This window comes from Campylobacter concisus (assembly GCF_002913225.1).
In the GTDB taxonomy this organism is placed as follows: Bacteria; Campylobacterota; Campylobacteria; order Campylobacterales; family Campylobacteraceae; genus Campylobacter_A; species Campylobacter_A concisus_J.
In genome coordinates this window covers 114992-131145 of record NZ_PPAW01000015.1, presented here as the reverse complement: position 1 = coordinate 131145, position 16154 = coordinate 114992, and the positions used below count along the sequence as shown (strand labels likewise).

The 16154-nt window shown below is 39.8% G+C and carries 14 protein-coding genes; 8 read left to right on the top strand and 6 right to left on the bottom strand.

The annotated features are described in order from the left end of the window. The first annotated feature begins 28 nt into the window (after positions 1-28). Complete coding sequence (locus CYP26_RS03105; RefSeq protein ID WP_181000849.1) at positions 29-784, top strand: flagellin; 756 nt, start codon at positions 29-31, stop codon at positions 782-784. A gap of 516 nt (positions 785-1300) precedes the next feature. Here the strand turns inward: CYP26_RS03105 and CYP26_RS03100 are convergent. Next, positions 1301-2035 (bottom strand): HugZ family heme oxygenase, encoded by a 735-nt coding sequence (locus tag CYP26_RS03100; RefSeq protein WP_181000848.1) that lies wholly within the window; start codon positions 2033-2035, stop codon positions 1301-1303. 192 nt (positions 2036-2227) lie between these two features. Here CYP26_RS03100 and CYP26_RS03095 point away from each other — a divergent pair, with 192 nt between their 5' ends. Genes CYP26_RS03095 through CYP26_RS03075 form a run of 5 tightly spaced genes read left to right on the top strand, consistent with a single transcriptional unit; the run spans position 2228 to position 6545 of the window. Then, complete coding sequence (locus CYP26_RS03095) at positions 2228-3211, top strand: FecCD family ABC transporter permease (protein WP_103630330.1); 984 nt, start codon at positions 2228-2230, stop codon at positions 3209-3211. Continuing rightward, positions 3208-3975, top strand: coding sequence for an ABC transporter ATP-binding protein (locus CYP26_RS03090; RefSeq protein ID WP_103630329.1), 768 nt, complete (start codon positions 3208-3210; stop codon positions 3973-3975). The genes CYP26_RS03095 and CYP26_RS03090 overlap by 4 nt, the downstream gene beginning before the upstream one ends. Before the next feature lie 19 nt (positions 3976-3994). Next, positions 3995-4804, top strand: coding sequence for an ABC transporter substrate-binding protein (locus CYP26_RS03085; RefSeq protein ID WP_103630328.1), 810 nt, complete (start codon positions 3995-3997; stop codon positions 4802-4804). Between the two features lie 8 nt (positions 4805-4812). Next, the gene (locus CYP26_RS03080; protein WP_103630420.1) at positions 4813-6030 is read left to right on the top strand and encodes a radical SAM protein; all 1218 of its coding nucleotides are present in this window, start codon (positions 4813-4815) and stop codon (positions 6028-6030) included. Continuing rightward, positions 6027-6545, top strand: a complete 519-nt coding sequence (locus CYP26_RS03075) for a flavodoxin family protein (protein ID WP_103630327.1) — start codon at positions 6027-6029, stop codon at positions 6543-6545. The genes CYP26_RS03080 and CYP26_RS03075 overlap by 4 nt, the downstream gene beginning before the upstream one ends. Positions 6546-6988: 443 nt before the next feature. Here CYP26_RS03075 and rpoD read toward each other — a convergent pair whose 3' ends face one another. Together rpoD and CYP26_RS03065 are read right to left on the bottom strand one after the other, a co-directional pair. Next, positions 6989-8842 (bottom strand): RNA polymerase sigma factor RpoD, encoded by a 1854-nt coding sequence (gene rpoD, locus CYP26_RS03070; protein ID WP_103630326.1) that lies wholly within the window; start codon positions 8840-8842, stop codon positions 6989-6991. Between the two features lie 149 nt (positions 8843-8991). After that, positions 8992-11937 carry a TonB-dependent receptor domain-containing protein gene (locus CYP26_RS03065; RefSeq protein ID WP_103630325.1) on the bottom strand — a complete coding sequence of 982 codons (2946 nt, stop codon included), beginning with the start codon at positions 11935-11937 and terminating at the stop codon, positions 8992-8994. A 188-nt stretch (positions 11938-12125) separates the two neighbouring features. On the opposite strand from CYP26_RS03065, the gene CYP26_RS03060 reads away from it, so the two are divergent. Continuing rightward, positions 12126-12935 carry a flagellar hook-basal body protein gene (locus tag CYP26_RS03060; protein WP_103630324.1) on the top strand — a complete coding sequence of 270 codons (810 nt, stop codon included), beginning with the start codon at positions 12126-12128 and terminating at the stop codon, positions 12933-12935. 15 nt (positions 12936-12950) lie between these two features. Continuing rightward, on the top strand, positions 12951-13739 hold the full coding sequence (gene flgG, locus CYP26_RS03055; RefSeq protein ID WP_002942100.1) for a flagellar basal-body rod protein FlgG: 789 nt from the start codon (positions 12951-12953) through the stop codon (positions 13737-13739). A gap of 121 nt (positions 13740-13860) precedes the next feature. Here flgG and CYP26_RS03045 read toward each other — a convergent pair whose 3' ends face one another. The 3 genes from CYP26_RS03045 to CYP26_RS03035 all read right to left on the bottom strand — a co-directional run bounded on the left by CYP26_RS03045 (position 13861) and on the right by CYP26_RS03035 (position 16092). Continuing rightward, a complete protein-coding gene (locus CYP26_RS03045) occupies positions 13861-14604 on the bottom strand; it encodes a tetratricopeptide repeat protein (protein WP_103630323.1) in 744 nt (247 codons plus the stop codon). 78 nt (positions 14605-14682) lie between these two features. Beyond that, positions 14683-15123, bottom strand: coding sequence for a hypothetical protein (locus CYP26_RS03040; RefSeq protein WP_103630322.1), 441 nt, complete (start codon positions 15121-15123; stop codon positions 14683-14685). A 9-nt stretch (positions 15124-15132) separates the two neighbouring features. Then, on the bottom strand, positions 15133-16092 hold the full coding sequence (locus CYP26_RS03035) for a tetratricopeptide repeat protein (protein ID WP_103630321.1): 960 nt from the start codon (positions 16090-16092) through the stop codon (positions 15133-15135). Positions 16093-16154: the final 62 nt, after the last annotated feature.

The window sequence follows — 16154 nt, the reverse complement described above, 5'->3', positions numbered from 1 at the left end:
TCACGAAACTACTAAAAAAGGAGTTGATATGAAGTTAGGAACTTATACTGCAAACCAGGCTTCAGGAAACTATTATTTAGATCAAGCTAAAAATAGCGAGAAAAAGGCGCTAAACGCCATCTCTGCAAATAGCGAGATCAAAGCATCAGGTGCAAATTTGCAAATCGCAGAGAGCTTACTTTCGCAAACAAATGTCCTAAATGAGGGCATGGCAAATGCAAACGATATGATCGGCATGCTCCAGATCGCTGACTCAACGCTTTTAAATTTAAGCGAGAGCGCTGATAAGATCGGTGAGCTATCAAGCAAGCTTTCAAACCCAGCTCTTTCAGCTAACGAGCAAAAGGGCATAAAAGGCGAGATAAATGCGCTTAAAAATGCGATGAGTGATAGCGTAAAAGAGGCTAAATTTAACGGTAAAAACGTTTTTGACGCAGAGCTTGGCTTTTTCACAGGTGAGGGCACAAAAAATATAAATTTAAGCACAAATGCTCTTTTAAATGTTAAAGAGGATGGCTCAAATTCAGGCGATATTTTGAAAAATATAAATTCACTTCGCTCTGAGATCGGCTCGACACAAAACGCTGTATTTAGAGGTATGAACGCTCTAGCTGCTAGAAGCGTAGCAAATGCTAATAGCATAGAAAACCTTGATAGTAGCGACATCGCAAAGAGCCTGGAAGAAAATTTACAAGCAAATTTAAAGCTACATGCTGCCTCTTTAGCTAAAGCTCACGATACTACGAGCTTGGCTGCAAAACTAGATAAACTTCTAGGTGAATAAATTTTTACCGGTCTTGTGCCGGTAAAACTTCTTTTTACTTCAAAAATTTTTAAAAATATAAAAAAATTAGCTTTTAAATTTAACAGTTGCTCTTTGATATGTCGCAAATTTAAGTGCGTAGTTTTTGGTGCAGTAAATTTGCTAAAAAGTATGGCTTGGTGGCTTTTGGTGTAGTTTGCGAGTTTTTAGTTGAGCTTTGCATTTTTATATAAGCACGCCATGGGTTTTTGCTCTATTTTTGAAGCTTGTGGCTTTTGGCAAGTTAAATTTCATAAAGAAAAACGCAAAAGTATTGAGATTTGATTTTGTTTTTTAATTTTAGAAACTATCTAAATTTAAAAGCAAGCTCGCAAATGCCAAAGTATTAAATTTGCAAGCCAAAGAAGCGAAGCGATCTATCGAGTATTTATAGCCGAAATTTAAATTTCAAATTTTAAATGTAATCATTTGAAATTAAGAGCAAAACCATAAAATCAAAAAAGATAAATTTGCAAGACAAAAGCCTTGCAAATTTGATTATTTTTTAGTGTGAGGATTATTAACTCTGCCGCTATCAACGACTTGAAGCCCTACTGTGTCGTACGCTGCGCCAAAGCCTTTTACGTATCTGCCCTTTGTTGGGGTTAGTTTTATGATATAAAAGTCCTTCATCTCTTTGATAAAAGCAAGGGCTGACTCGTTTGCAAATTCTTTCTCAAATTTTGCCATATACTCATCTCTCACGCTCTCGCTCATAAACTCAGCTCTAGCCTCAAAGCTCACTCTAATGCGGGCAAATAGGCTTTTTGCATCCTTTTCGTCTTGAATAAATAGGAGAGAAATTTTGTCTGGATTTTGCTTGATCGCGTGGTAGTGCTTCGCAACTGACGAGATGCAGATGTAAAACTCATCGTTTTCTTTTATAAAAGGCGAATACGACGAGACTGCGGAGCCGTCAAGTATGCTTGAGATAACGACGGTTTTAAAGCCGTTTATAAATTTCATCATCCCGCTTTGCACGCTAGAGTTGTTGGTGTCGCTTTTTATGCTCATATAAAGCTCAATGATCGACTCTCTAAAGCCATCGCCGCTTGCTTTGCTTAAAAATGGTACAAATGTTGTTGCTTGGTCGCAGCTGATCTCCATGCCGTCTTCGTTTATGTCGGTCATTTTGACGTTTGTGGGCTCATCTACGCCGCTAAATTTCTTACAAAACGCGATCACGATATCCAAATGGTCGCTATTCATGTGGTCCAATGCTCTTTGTTTCAAATCATGCTCCTTGTAAAATAAAATTTAAAATTGAAAAATAATACTAAAGCAATTCTTAAAATTGATTAAAATTATCATTAACATTTATAAAGCGAAAATTAAGCTTATTTTCTTAAAATTACAAACTAACAATATTATTTTAAATTTTTAATGATTATTTAAATTTATGGTTAAATGTAGTAAAGGAAATTTATGCACAGCAGTAGCAAGCTCGCCATTTTGCTTATTTTGCTCATTATTTTTCTCTCGTTTATTTCGCTTAGTATCGGTGGCTCTGATATAAGCATGGAGGAGATCTTAAATTTTATGTTTAACAACAAAATAGACGAGATGAAAGAGACGATATTGCTTGATATTAGGCTACCAAGGCTTGTTATGGCGCTACTTATCGGCATGTTACTTGCTAGCTCTGGCGTGGTGACGCAAAGTGTATTTTTAAACCCTTTGGCAGACCCATATATCATCGGCATAGCTGCTTCTGCGACATTTGGTGCAGTGGTGGCATATCTGCTTGGACTATCTGAAATTTATTACGGAGTTTTTGCTTTTTTATCATCAAGCCTGCTAACACTTGCCATTTTTAGTGTTTATAATCGCAGTCGCTCTATCGCTACGCTTCTGATAATCGGTATCGCTTTTTCGTCATTTTTGGGAGCATTTACGAGCTTTGCGACATATCTTATCGGCGAAGATAGCTTTAAGATAGTGGCATGGATGATGGGGTATCTTGGCTCTGCATCGTGGCAAAAGGTCGGCATCATCGCTGTTCCGCTCATATTTTGCATGATATATTTTTACCTAAAACGCTTTGAGCTAACGATACTTTTAAGCGGCGAAGAGGAGGCAAAAAGCCTTGGTATCGACGTGGACGCCCTTAAAAAGCGCCTGCTAGTTATCGCCTCGCTCACGGTCGCTTTTTCGGTTGCATTTACCGGCATGATAGGCTTTGTGGGGCTCATCATCCCACACTCTTTTAGGATGCTTCTAAACACCTCAAACAACGCCATTTTGCTGCCACTCTCCACGCTTGGCGGTGGGGCATTTTTGCTTGCTTGTGACGTTGTTGGTAAGAGCGTTTTAAGCCCAGTTGAGGTGCCAGTTGGCGTCATCAGCGCATTTTTTGGTGCGCCATTTTTTCTATTTTTGGCACTTTATCTAAAAAGGAGCGTGCATTGAGCGTTGAGGTTTTAAATTTAAGCTTTTCATACGCTCAAGCAAGCGTATTAAAGGATATTAGTTTTACCGTACAAAGTGGCAAATTTATAGGACTTTTGGGCTCTAACGGATGTGGTAAATCAACCCTTTTAAAATGTATCTTAAATTTGCTTCATCCAAGCTCTGGAAGCGTGCAAATTTTAGGAAAAGAGGTGCGAAGCTACGGCACAAAGGAGCTTGCAAAAACGGCTAGCTTTGTGCCACAAAAAAGCGCACTTACGATGCCTTTAAGCGTTTTTGAGCTTGTGTTGATGGGTAGGTACGCTCACCTAAAAAGCTCTTTTAGCGGTTACAGCCAGCATGATATCGCCTTGGTGGACGAGGTCTTGCAGACATTTGGGCTGGCTAAATTTAAAGAGAGGGTGGCAAGCTCACTAAGTGGTGGCGAATTTGCAAGGGCGCTGCTAGCACGTGCGGTGGTTAGCGAGCCTAAGGTTTTGATACTTGATGAGCCAACATCTGCCCTTGATCTAAGTCACGCCATAGATGTGCTAAAGCTTTGCTCTAAGCTCACTCGTGAGCTAAATTTAGTGACGATAGCGGTGCTTCATGATCTAAATTTAGCCTCGCTGATATGTGATGAAATTTTAATGCTAAAAGGCGGCGTGATCGCCCATAAGGGCAGTGCTAGTGAGCTTTACGTGCCAGAAATTTTAGATGAAATTTACGGTCTTAAGGCTGAGATCGTATATAAAAACGATATGCCATTTGTCTTACCGAAATGATAAATTTAAAGGAGATTTTATGAAAAAATTGTTTTTAGTTTTTGCATTTTTGTTTGGTTTTAGCGGTGTTAGTCTAAACGCTAAAAGTATTGTTGTGCTCGATCCTGCGGTGGTTGAGATGATCTATATGCTAGAGGCGGAGGATCAAATCGCTGCTATTTCTACTTTGGAATTTGGCAAAATTTGGCCTGAGGAAAAGACGGCAAAACTAAAGAGCGTTGGCACATACACAAAGCCAAATTTAGAGCGCATAGTCGAGCTAAAGCCTGATCTTGTAGTCACCAGCTTTCACTCTGATGGCGTAAATGCTGATCTTGCTAAATTTGGCATAAAAACGCTTACCATGCAGGCAAATAGCGTGGATGATATCTGCAAAAATATAGAAAAAATGGGCGAGATCACGGGTAAAAGTGAGCGTGCCAGCGAGCTTGTGGCTAAGATAAAGCAGGACTTTTTGAAATTTCAAAGCTCAAATTTAAGTGGCAAGAAAATTTTAGGCGTCTACGCAGCAACTCCGCTTGTCGCCTTTAATGACGCTAGTTTGCCTGGCGATATCTTTGCTAAATTCGGTATGAAAAACGTCGCAGGTGGCCTAGCTGGAACGATGCCGATCGTTCAAAATGAATTTATCCTAGCACAAAATCCAGACTTTATCATCGTGGTCGGCGCAAAGGATGGCAGCGACTTTTTGGCGCAAAATCCAGTGCTAAAAGCAACGAGCGCAGCTAAAAACTCTAAAATTTTAAACGTCCCATCAAGCCTTGTTTTACGCGGCACACCTCGTATAAATGAGGCGGCAAATACGCTATTTGAGATACTTGGCAAGTGAGCGTGCAAATGTTTAGCAAACGCATAAAAGGCCATAGCGTAGCCCCATCAAAGTGCCCTGATATGGTGAGCGAGGATGAGCTTTGGGAATTTTTAGAGAGCGCGCCAGATGAGAACGAGGGGGTTATCTACATCCACGTGCCCTTTTGCGACAATATCTGCTCGTTTTGCTCGATGAATAGAACAAAGCTTGAAGACGAACTCGACGACTACACTAAATTTCTGCTAAGCGAGATAGAAAAATACTCCGCCACGAACTATCTAAAAGCCAAAAAGATAGCCAGCGTCTACTTTGGCGGCGGCACACCGACCATACTAAAAGAGAGGCATTTAGAGCAGGTGATAGGGGCGCTTAAGAGTAGTTTTAATATCCTGCCAGAGTGCGAATTTAGCCTAGAAAGTACGCTACACAATCTAAATTTAAGCAAGCTTCGGCTTCTAGGCGAGCTTGGCGTGAACCGATATAGTATCGGCGTGCAGACCTTTAGCGAGGCTGGCAGAAAGCTGCTAAACCGCACGCATAGCTCGGATGGGGCGATAAAGCACCTAGGCACCTTGCGCGAGAAATTTAGCGGCATGCTCTGCGTGGATATCATATATAACTACCCCAATGAGAGCGTGGACGAGGTGGTAAGAGACGCCAAATTCGTAAGAGAGCTAGACATCGATAGTGCGAGCTTTTACTCGCTGCAGTTTTTGGAGGGCTCGGTGCTTAGCAAGACTATAAGTGAGGATTACTACGACGTGGAGGTCGATAGGGCACTGCACCACGCATTTTTGGATGAAATTTTAAGCCAAGATGACTATGAAATTTTAGAGTACACAAAGGTCGCCAAAAAGGGCAGGGATCAGTACAAATACATAAGGCTCTCTCACGCGGGTGTCGACGTGCTGCCACTTGGCAAGGGGGCTGGTGGCAGGCTAGGGGAGTTTGGCATCTACAACATGAGCCAAAAGATGAAAGTCATGGGGCGCATGAGCGCTAGGCAGATGGAGTTTGACAGGTTTGTAAATCTCTTTCAATATCCGCAAATAAGCCTTGAGCGTGTCCGTAAATTTGTGAGTGAGGCTTGTATGGAGGAGCTAATGGGGCTTTTTAAAAGGTGTGAGGAAAACGGCTATCTAAAAATAGAAAACGACTCTTTAAATTTCACAAAAGATGGGGTATTTTGGGGAAATTCTATCGCAGATGCAGTGATGGAAATTTCTAAGAAGGAGTTTTTATGAAAAGCATCGTGATATACACGTCAAAAAGTGGAAATACAAGAAAAATAGCAGAGGCTGTGGCTAGCGAGCTTGGCTGTGAGGCGCTAAATTTCGCTGTGGCTGGCGAGCTAAATTTGAATGACTTTGACTTCGTAGCGCTTGGATACTACATCGATCAAGGCTCGCCGGAGAAGGAATTTAAGAAATTTATAACTCAAAATGTAAAAGATAAAAAAATGGGCTTTTTTATAACGCTGGGTGCTGATGTGCCAGGTGCGCACGCCACGCAGGCGATAGAGCAGGGCAGGGAGCTCTTTGCGCAAAATGGCAACGAAGTCTTACGCACATTTATCTGTCAAGGCGCGATCGCTCCTGAGGTGATAGAGCAGTTAAAAAAGCTTGGCAAGGCTATGCCTGATGATCCGAGGTTTGCCCTGACGCCTGAGCGACTTGAGCGCTGGGAGCGAGCCAAAACGCATCCAGATGAGGCCGATATAAAGGCTGCAAAAGAGGCGTTTAGGGGAGTGGAAATTTAAATTTGATCTTTTGTTTTTAAATTTGGAGTTTTTTGGTGTGAAATTTGATCTTAAAAGCTAAATTTATCTATGTTGATTTTAAATTTCAATTCTAAAGTTACACTAAATTTGATTAATTTTTAAAAGTCTTTGGCTAAATTTGGCTAATCTTTTTTAAAATTTAACTCAAATAACTCCTTTGGCTTGCTGTAAAATTTAAAATTTGAGCGGACAGCTATTTAAAACCGACAAAAAGAGGGTTCGAAGTTTGAGCAATATTTTTAGTGCTATTTCGCATAAAATTTAAAATAGCAAATTTAATTTACAAAAATGGATAGCTAAATTTCAACAAATTTTGACTGGCTGCGATATGACGTGAAAGTTTTAGTTTAAAAGCCTGCCATAACCTGCCAAATTTTTAAAAAAGTAAAATTTAATATAAAGAGAGTTGAAATTTAAAAGTCTTAGCCCTCGATATAGTTTTTGAGTTTTCTACCAACTTTTGGGTGTTTTAGTTTTTTAATAGCCGAGCTTTCTATCTGGCGGACACGCTCACGAGTGACGTTTAGTGCCTTACCGATCTCTTCAAGTGTGCGGTCGCTCTCATCTTCAAGCAAGCCAAATCTCATCGAAATAACTGCCTTTTCACGCTCATTTAGCTGTGAAAGCACATCGTCGATCTGCTCTCTAAGGTCACTTTTTAAAATTTGATCTATCGGTGATAGCGAAGTTTTGTCTTCAACAAAATCTCCAAATTTACCGTCCTCTTCGTTTGCGATAGGAGCTTCAAGGCTGATAGGCTCTTTTGTGATCTTAATCACCTGTTTTACCTTATCAACGCTTAGTCCGACCTCTTTTGCTATGACGCTTACGTCAGGCTCTTTGCCCTCTTCTTGGAGGTATTTGCGGTTGATTTTGTTGATGCGGTTTATCGTCTCTATCATGTGGATAGGTATCCTGATCGTTCTTGCCTGATCGGCGATCGCACGCGAGATAGCCTGGCGGATCCACCATGTGGCGTAGGTTGAAAATTTATAGCCTTTTCTATATTCAAATTTATCAACCGCCTTCATGAGGCCGATGTTGCCCTCTTGGATGAGATCTAAAAACGGCAAGCCCCTGTTTGTATAGCGTTTTGCGATACTTACGACTAGACGTAAATTTGACTTGGCCATTCTAGCTTTTGCTTCGTCTGAAATTTTCTTTCCACGCTTGATCTGCTCTAAAATTTCTTTTAGCCTTGCTGGCTCAAGGTCAAAGCCTTGTTTGCTCGCCTCTTTTGTCGTAAAAAGCTTTTTGATTTCGACGTATGTTGAGACCATCGTAGCCTCTGGCACGCGAGCTGCGATCTCTTCTTTACTAAGTTTGATGATATCTTTTAAGATGCTTTTGTGATTTTTCTTAAGCTCGTCACTAAACATCGGCAAGCGATACTCCAAGCGTTTTAGCTCTCTGTCAAATTCATCGTCGCTTTTAAGAGCTGTCTCCATTGATTTTACGATCTCGCTGATAAGTTTACTTGTTGGGCCAAGATCCATCAGCTTCTCTTTTAAAATTTTCTTTTTAAACGCAAGCGTCATCTTTGAAGCTGTGTCGTCGCTTTCTACCTTATCTTGCTTATTTGCAGTCTTTAGCCACTCTTTTTTAGCCTTTTCAAGGGCTTTAAAGCTCTCTATAACTTTTTCTGCGCGTTTGTCGTTTTTGGCTGATTTTTTGGGAGCTTCGTTCTCTTCGTTCTCCTCATCCTCTTCGTCTATATCCTCTTCGCCATCTTCATTTTCATTTTCGCTCTCATCTTCAAAGCTTTTAAAAAGCTCTTTTACGCGGCGTTCTCTATTGATAAGTGGCTCTTTGTAATCAAGTATGAAATCGATCAAAAACGGCACCGAGCAAAATGCATCGATGATAATATCCTCGCCAAGCTCGATCCTCTTGCTGATCTCGACCTCCTCTTCTTTTGTAAGAAGTGCGATCTGACCCATCTCTCTTAGATACATCCTTACCGGGCTATCAGATCTTGACCACTCTAAAAGGTCTGTTTCGCTTGAAAGATCGAGGTCTTCGTCGATATCTTGGTCGCTTTTTTGAGCATTTTCTTGACGTTTTTTGGCGTCAGCTAAATTTCTAAGCTTTGCAGCTTCAGCAGATGTGATGAGCTGGACTTTGTTTGTTTTTGCGAGTTGTTCTATCTTTTTTACTATCGTAGCCGTCGGAGCTTTGTCTAATAATTTTACTAATTTTTCGTATGTCAAAAAGCCTTTTGCATTTTCAGCAAATAGCTCTTCTATCTGAGAAAAAGAGTCTTTTGCGGCGCTCATAAATTTCCTTTCAAATCATGTGATTGTGGTTTAAGTGTTGGTTAAAAGAAAGTGGATTATACCCAAAAATTTTAAAAAGTGTATAAAAATGGCGTAAATTTATATAGAAAAACTGCCACAATATCTCAAATCATGGCAGTTTAAATTTACTAAAATGTCATCTCAAATGTTAGCTTGAAATTTCTACCAGGTGCGTAAAATCTAGCTAGGCCCCTGCCAGTGTCTTTATCTACCATGTTGTTTGTGCCAAAGGTTCTGATGCTTCTTGCGCTATCCCAGCTCATATATTTTCTATCTGTGATGTTATAAACGCCTGCTGTAAAGGTAAAATACTTCATCGGTCTATAAAATGTTACAAAGTCAATTAGGCTATATGTGTTGCTGACATATCTGACGTAAGTATTTTTTGCGTCTGGGTCGTCTTTGGCGTAAATATTATAGGTATCTTCTGGGCGTTTTGCTTTTACATGTGTGACGTATAAATTGGCGCCAAATTTATCATTTTTTGTATGGTAGCCGACGTTATAGACAAATTTAGCTGGCTGAATGGCGTTCATCGGAGCTTCTAGCTTGCCGCTCTCATCTACTGACATTCTGCCTTTTTGATATAGGTATTTGTAGCCAACGTTAAAGCCACTTAGTTTCTCGTAAACTTGCTCTAGGTCTAAATTTGCGCTTAGTTCAACGCCTCTTACGCGAGCCTTTGCTCTGTTTACGTTTTGGTATTTTTCTACTGGCATTCTACTGCCTGCGTTACCGTATGTTAGTGTGCCACGGCCGATGTATTGGAGATCGATGAAGTTTTTATAGTCGGTTTGAAAGAGATTTATCGTAAAAAAGCTAGGTGAATTGTGAAATGTCACAGCAAATTCTTTTGTCTTTGCGATCTCAGGTTCGAGGGCTAAATTTGGAAATATCGTAAAGTCAGGGTGCTGAAATGTAAAGTAAATTTCATCAGATGTTGGTGCTCTAAAGCCATTTGCATATTTTGCCTGAAGTCTCACGTGATCAAATGGATCGTAATTTGTCGAAAGTGCGTAAGAGTGATGGTCAAATTCTCTCTTTTGGCTTGCTAGATAGATCGCATTTTCTTCAGCATTTTGCCTTCTTGCTTCTTGTGTATTTCCAGTAAGTGGTATAAAAACGCCAGCAAAGAGGTCGGTTGGTATCTTTGGTGTCTCGCCTGGTTTGTAGCTTGGGTTGTGTTTTATCTTGTCATATCTATAGCTTAGATCTACGCTTAAATAGTCGGTCAAAGATACGTTATCACCCATATAAAAGGCATTTGTCTTCGTCTCAACTGGTATTAAGAAGCTAAACGTATCATCTTCATGGCTACAAAGTGTTGTAAATTCGTTTCCTTTATATGGCATACACTTATTTGGTTTCCAGTCGCCAAGTATAGTGGCTCCCTTGCTTGCATCAGCCTTGCCAAAAAAGTATTTTGCCCACCATGCTTTGTTGTGTGCTTCGTATCCTTGCTTATTTACCATGCTTTTATCGGTTTGGTTATAAAGTCCGCCGTATCTAAAGGCGTGGTTCATTTTAAAAAGTGTAAATTCTTTTGTGGCGTCTAAATTTACCTGTTTTGTATCGGTATTTAGGTCTCTATCCTTCCAGCTATTTTCCACATATCCAGGATATCTTGGCAAAAATAGTTCCTCCCCTCCGGGGGTTTTTGGGGTAATCTCTGCATATTTTCCGTTTCCATCTGGCATATCTTTTGGAGTTAGATTATAAGTTTTGTATGTATAGGTATTTTTATCAAAAAGAGTTAGTGGTTTTGAGCAGTCGTATTGGTTACAATCAACATAAATATTAGATGCTCCAGATAAAAGAGATGGTTTGTTTGATATACCTTCATAAAAGGTATCCTTTATCTCGTTGCCATGGCTATCAACCACTATATCTTCATCATAAAAAAAATTAGCTCCAGGATAGAATTCTTTTTGTATTGTTTTAGTGCTTAGCCCACCACCATACTTATCCACCAGTTTACCTTCGTTATTTATCTTTAATCCTGATGGGTTCAGTAGACCTTGACAGTCGTTTTTATCGCAGTACTCATCAGTCCTTGCTTTTAGCTGGATCTTTTGGTTTGAGTATGTTATCTTCATACTATCCCAAAATGGGTTTTCGTCGTAGTTTTCGTATGTGTAAAAGGTATTTTCACGTTTATTTTTATCATTTACGTGCCTTGTGTCGGTGCTATAGACTATGTCATTTATATTACCACTTTGAAAAAGAGCAAATTTATACGACCAGTCGGTACCTGTTACGTTTTTAGTGCTTCTATCAAGGCCTACGCTAAAGCGGTTTGTTTCGTTGAAATTTACGCCAAATTTAAGTAGTCTGCTGTCTGTTCTAATAGTATATGGATCTGGCTTCTCTCTTTCTTTGCCAAGCACTTCATCGTCGTATGTTTTATAGCCCCAGTTTTTCATCTCGTGGCCCTCTCGTTTTGTCGTAACAAAGAGTATGTCAAACCACTTGGCACGTGCAGCCATGGTGTGAGAAAATAGATTTTCGTCGTTTGCTGAGGATTTTTGTGCTTTAAAGCCGTAAAACCAGTCTTTTTCAGTCAAGTAATCTCTTGCGTCCTTTGTCTCAAACATCACAGAGCCACCAAGCGCGCCTGAGCCTGTTTTTATACTATCAGCACCTTTTGTGATATTTACTTGTTGTATGTTTTCTATCTCGACGCCGTTTCTTGTGTTGTTAAAATTTCCATATCCTTCAAAGAGGTCTTTAAAGCCTTGTGATGAGAGCGTTTCAGCTTGCGCAAGTCCGTCTATGCTGATAGCCACGCGGTTTTCATCAACACCCCTTATCGCATAGCCGCTAGTGCCAAAGCGACCACTCTCAACTACGCTAACGCCAGTGTCATAGCGCACCATATCTCTAGTGTCGCTTACTTGCTGCTTGGTAAGCTCTTTGGCTGTCTTTTTTACCTCACTGATCTTTTTGTTCTTTACATCTTCTTGTTCTGCTGTTACTTCAATGCCGCTAAGCTCGACTTCTTTTGCATTTTCACTTTCTTGGGCTGATAAATTTAAACTAGTACAAAGTAAGATAACCAGCGAAGCCTTTTTCATAAATTTTATATCCTTTCTGTTATTTTTATTGTTTTTAATAATTATTATCTATATTGGGTTTGAGAATCTTAGCGTTAAATAAATAAATTATTTATTAAACTTTATGAAATATTTAATAATTAAAAAATCAAAATTTTGGAACGGCTATTGCTTTAAGACTAGGACAATAATGAATTTTAGGAAATTTTATGCAAAATGGTTATTATCAAGCCACTGCTGGCATGGTAACGCAGTTTAACAGACTAAATGTCATCTCAAACAACCTTGCAAATGTAAATACGATCGGCTACAAGCGAAATGACGTAGTCATCGGCGACTTTGCGAGAATTTTTAAAGAGACGCAAGATGAGCTTCCGCTTAAAAATCACACAAAAGACGGAGCTAAATTTCTAAACAGAACGCTTGATCGCGTGCCACAAGTGAGCGAAGAATACACCGACTTTAGCGCTGGTGGCTTTAAATACAGCTCAAACACACTTGACTTTGCGATAAAAAGAGACGATACTTTTTTCTTAGTTGATACTCCAAATGGCGTAAAACTAAGCAAAAATGGCTCTTTTAGCCTTGACGCGGACGGATATATCGTCACAAAAGAGGGTTATAGGGTGCTGCCAAGTGGCTATGAGGCGCAAAATCCTGGTCAAAGAGGCATCCAAGTGCCACAAGGCGAGGTGCTAACCGTTGATAAAAATGGAAATTTATACTCAAATAACAATCAATTTTCTAAATTTTACATCGCTCAGCCAAGAGAGATAAGAGATCTAAAAAAGGTCGGCGACAATCTCTTTGAAACGAGAAATTTTGACGACATAACCGAGCTTGATGAGGCTGATAGCGTGATGCAGGGCTACGCTCAGATGTCAAATGTAAATCCAGTCTTAGAAATGGTGGGTCTAATAGAAACCCAACGCTTAGTTGATATGTATCAAAAGGTTATGACAAGCCACATGACTGACCTTAACCAAGATGCTGTTCAAAAACTAGCCCTAAAAGCTTAATAAAAGGATAAAACTATGATGAGATCACTTTACACTGCGGCTACTGGCATGATCGCCGAGCAAACGCAGATAGACGTAACCTCACACAACATTGCAAACGTAAATACCTATGGATATAAGAAAAATAGGGCTGAATTTGCCGATCTTATGTATCAAGTCATGGAGTACGCAGGCACTGCCACAAGCCAGACTACCACAAGCCCGACAGGCATCGAAGTAGGTCTTGGCGTGCGCCCAACAGCGATAAATAAAATTTTCTCTCAGGGTTATTTTAAAGAGACTAGCAACAACCTAGATATGGTCATAGCTGGCAACGGCTTTTTTCAAATTCAACTCCCTGATGGCACGACGGCTTACACTAGAAACGGCGCATTTAAGCTTGATGCAAACGGCACGATCGTAAATAGCGACGGCTACCAGCTCATCCCTCAGATCACAGTCCCTGCAAATGCGACACAAATTTCAATAGGCACAGACGGCACCGTCTCAGTTTTGCAGGCTGGCGAAACCGATATGGCTCAGATAGGTCAGATCGAGCTAGCAAATTTCATAAACCCAGCCGGTCTTCACTCGATGGGTGATAACAATTACCTTCAAACAAGCGCTAGCGGCGACGTGGTGGTAGGTGTAGCAGGCCTTGACGGACTTGGCACCATTAGACAGGGCTTTGTCGAGATGAGTAACGTGCAACTTGTTGAAGAGATGACTGATCTCATCACAGGTCAGCGCGCATACGAAGCGAACTCAAAGGCGATAACTACGAGTGATTCGATGTTAGAGATAGTAAATGGACTTAAAAGGTAGGTAATATGGACGCGACTTTGGCTATTGTTGGACTCATACTCGTTGCTTTTACGCTTGATGTTTTTTACTTTTCACATAAAACCCCAAAGGGCAAGGGCCCCAAAAGTCAGGTGCATTAAATTTATAGGCCATTGTAAATTTGGCAGTCTTCGTCGTTGCCTAGCTCGCAGGACTTGCCAAAGTACCTTTTGGCTAAATTTTTATCTCCTTCTGTTTTATAATAAATAACTCCAAGGTTGTGACAACTATCCCCAAAGTCCATTTCGCAAGCTTTTATGAAGAGTTTGCTAGCTCTTTTTTGATCTTTTTCTACGTATTTTCCGCTGTGAAGCATCATGCCAAGGCTATTGCAGCCAGCAGGGTGGCCTATGTCGCAGCTCTTTTCAAAGAGCTCTTTTGCCTTTTTGGCGTCTTGTTTTACGCCATTTCCGTCATAGTATAAAAGTCCAAGTCCGTAGTATCCGTCGCCATCTTTTAGCTCGCAAGCTCTTAAAAAGAGCTCTTTTGACTTTTGATAGTTTTTATCTAACGTATAGACAAAGCCAAGCCTTGCGCAGCCAAAGCCATCGTTTAACTCGCAGCCCTTTTGGTAAAATTTGGCTGCATTTTTGTTATTTACATCTTTTATGTAGTCCATGTCATAAAGCACGCCCACGCTACTGCAAGCGCCTGCGTGTTTTAACTCGCAGGCTTTTTTGTAAAACTCGCCCGCTTTTTGGTAGTTTTTGCCCTCTTGAAATTTATTAGCAAGCTCAAAGCAGCTTTTAGCATCTTCGTTTTCGCACCTAGACTCAAGTGATTTTGTCTCTAAATTTGCGCCCCACAAAAACACCGCAGAGATTAAAAATAAAACGACCTTCTTCATGGACTGCCTTTTAAAAAATTTAAATAAGTTTAGATAAAAAGCTCTAAATTTATAGTAAATATACTTTTAGGATCAAATTTAATACCCAAGCTTATCTAATAAATTTCTCATATCGCAGCCCTTTTTAAAGCCTAGCTCGCATGATCTTTGAAAGTAGCTTTTGGCAGTCATTTTATCCTCTTTTTTGCCGTTATCTAAAAGCGCGTAGTTAAGAAATCTTGCATATCTATTTAATATGATAGTTTGATTAAGCTCGCTATTAACGTCGTTGTAGCCATTTATATAGGTGAGCGCAGCGCTATAGCAACCCTCTTTCATATCATTTTCGCAAGCTACTAAAAATATCTTTTGTAGCTTTTTAAACTCTTTATCATCGCTTGAAGAGTTATAAATTTTTGTAGCAGCCTTATAACAGCTCGTTAAATTTGCTCTTATATCGCCCTCGCTTTGGCACATCTCGTCTAAATTTTCTGCATTTAAAAGCACAATGAGGGATAAAAACAAAATCAAATTTTTCATAAATGCTCTTTAGTGAAAATCTCTAACTATCTCGCAAGCCTCTTTAAGGCCTAGTTTGCAAGCTTTTTTAAGCCATTCTTTTGCCAACTTTTTATCCTTTTTTGTGCCTATGCCATGGTAGTAAAAGTATGCAAGATGTTTGCACCCACTTGCGCTATCTAGCCTGCACGCTTTGTTGTAGTATCTAAACGCCACTTCATCGTCTTTTTCTACGCCAAGTGCGTCGTCGTAAAGGCTGGCTAGGTTATTGCAAGCATCGGCAAAGTCAAGCTTGCAAGCTTTAAAATAGAGCTTGTTAGCCTTTTCATACTCTTTTTGCTCTTGATATAAGCTCGCTAGGTTGTAGCAAGAGATGCTAAAGTCGCTATCACAAGCCTTTTTGTAAAGCTTTACCGCTTCTTTGTAGTCGCGCTTTACGCCAGGGGTGTTGTGGTATAAAACCGCTAGGTTGTAGCATCCTTCATAGAAATTTTGCTCGCAAACTTCTTTGTAAATTTTAACAGCCTTTTTATAGTCTCTTTTTACGCCACTGCCGTTATTATATAAAACTGCGATGTTAAAACAGCTTTGTATAAAAGCTAGATCGCAGCCTTTTTTAAAAGCATCTAAAGCCTTTTTGTGATCTTTCATCTCTTGATACTCAACACCAAGGTTGTGACAGGCAAATTTATTGCTCTCATCACAAGTTTTGTTAAGAATTTCTAGTGATTTTGTCGCGTCTTTTTTTACGCCAAGCCCGCTTTTGTAAAACTCAGCCAGATAGATACATGCGTCTAAATTTTTAACCTCGCACTCACTTTTATAAACTCCAAATAGCCTTTTATACTCATCATCGCTATATTTACGGCTAAAATCAATGCAGTTATCCTCGATATTGCAGCTATTTGCTTGAGGGATTTTGATATTTGGATTTGTCGTTAGAGCTATTAAATTTAGTGTTAAAAATATTAGTAAAACTATCTTTTTCATAGAAATTTTCTTTATAAATTTTGTTGTTATTTTATAAAATTTAGTTTTAAAATGCGAGTAAG

What these genes read in the sequence shown, in the direction of transcription:
- CYP26_RS03045 (WP_103630323.1), bottom strand. Translation starts at nt 14,604, where the DNA reads ATGAAGAAGGTCGTTTTATTTTTAATCTCTGCGGTGTTTTTGTGGGGC.
- CYP26_RS03060 (WP_103630324.1), top strand. Translation starts at nt 12,126, where the DNA reads ATGCAAAATGGTTATTATCAAGCCACTGCTGGCATGGTAACGCAGTTT.
- CYP26_RS03040 (WP_103630322.1), bottom strand. Translation starts at nt 15,123, where the DNA reads ATGAAAAATTTGATTTTGTTTTTATCCCTCATTGTGCTTTTAAATGCA.
- flgG (WP_002942100.1), top strand. Translation starts at nt 12,951, where the DNA reads ATGATGAGATCACTTTACACTGCGGCTACTGGCATGATCGCCGAGCAA.
- CYP26_RS03065 (WP_103630325.1), bottom strand. Translation starts at nt 11,937, where the DNA reads ATGAAAAAGGCTTCGCTGGTTATCTTACTTTGTACTAGTTTAAATTTA.
- CYP26_RS03035 (WP_103630321.1), bottom strand. Translation starts at nt 16,092, where the DNA reads ATGAAAAAGATAGTTTTACTAATATTTTTAACACTAAATTTAATAGCT.
- CYP26_RS03075 (WP_103630327.1), top strand. Translation starts at nt 6,027, where the DNA reads ATGAAAAGCATCGTGATATACACGTCAAAAAGTGGAAATACAAGAAAA.
- CYP26_RS03105 (WP_181000849.1), top strand. Translation starts at nt 29, where the DNA reads ATGAAGTTAGGAACTTATACTGCAAACCAGGCTTCAGGAAACTATTAT.
- CYP26_RS03085 (WP_103630328.1), top strand. Translation starts at nt 3,995, where the DNA reads ATGAAAAAATTGTTTTTAGTTTTTGCATTTTTGTTTGGTTTTAGCGGT.
- CYP26_RS03095 (WP_103630330.1), top strand. Translation starts at nt 2,228, where the DNA reads ATGCACAGCAGTAGCAAGCTCGCCATTTTGCTTATTTTGCTCATTATT.
- CYP26_RS03080 (WP_103630420.1), top strand. Translation starts at nt 4,813, where the DNA reads ATGTTTAGCAAACGCATAAAAGGCCATAGCGTAGCCCCATCAAAGTGC.
- rpoD (WP_103630326.1), bottom strand. Translation starts at nt 8,842, where the DNA reads ATGAGCGCCGCAAAAGACTCTTTTTCTCAGATAGAAGAGCTATTTGCT.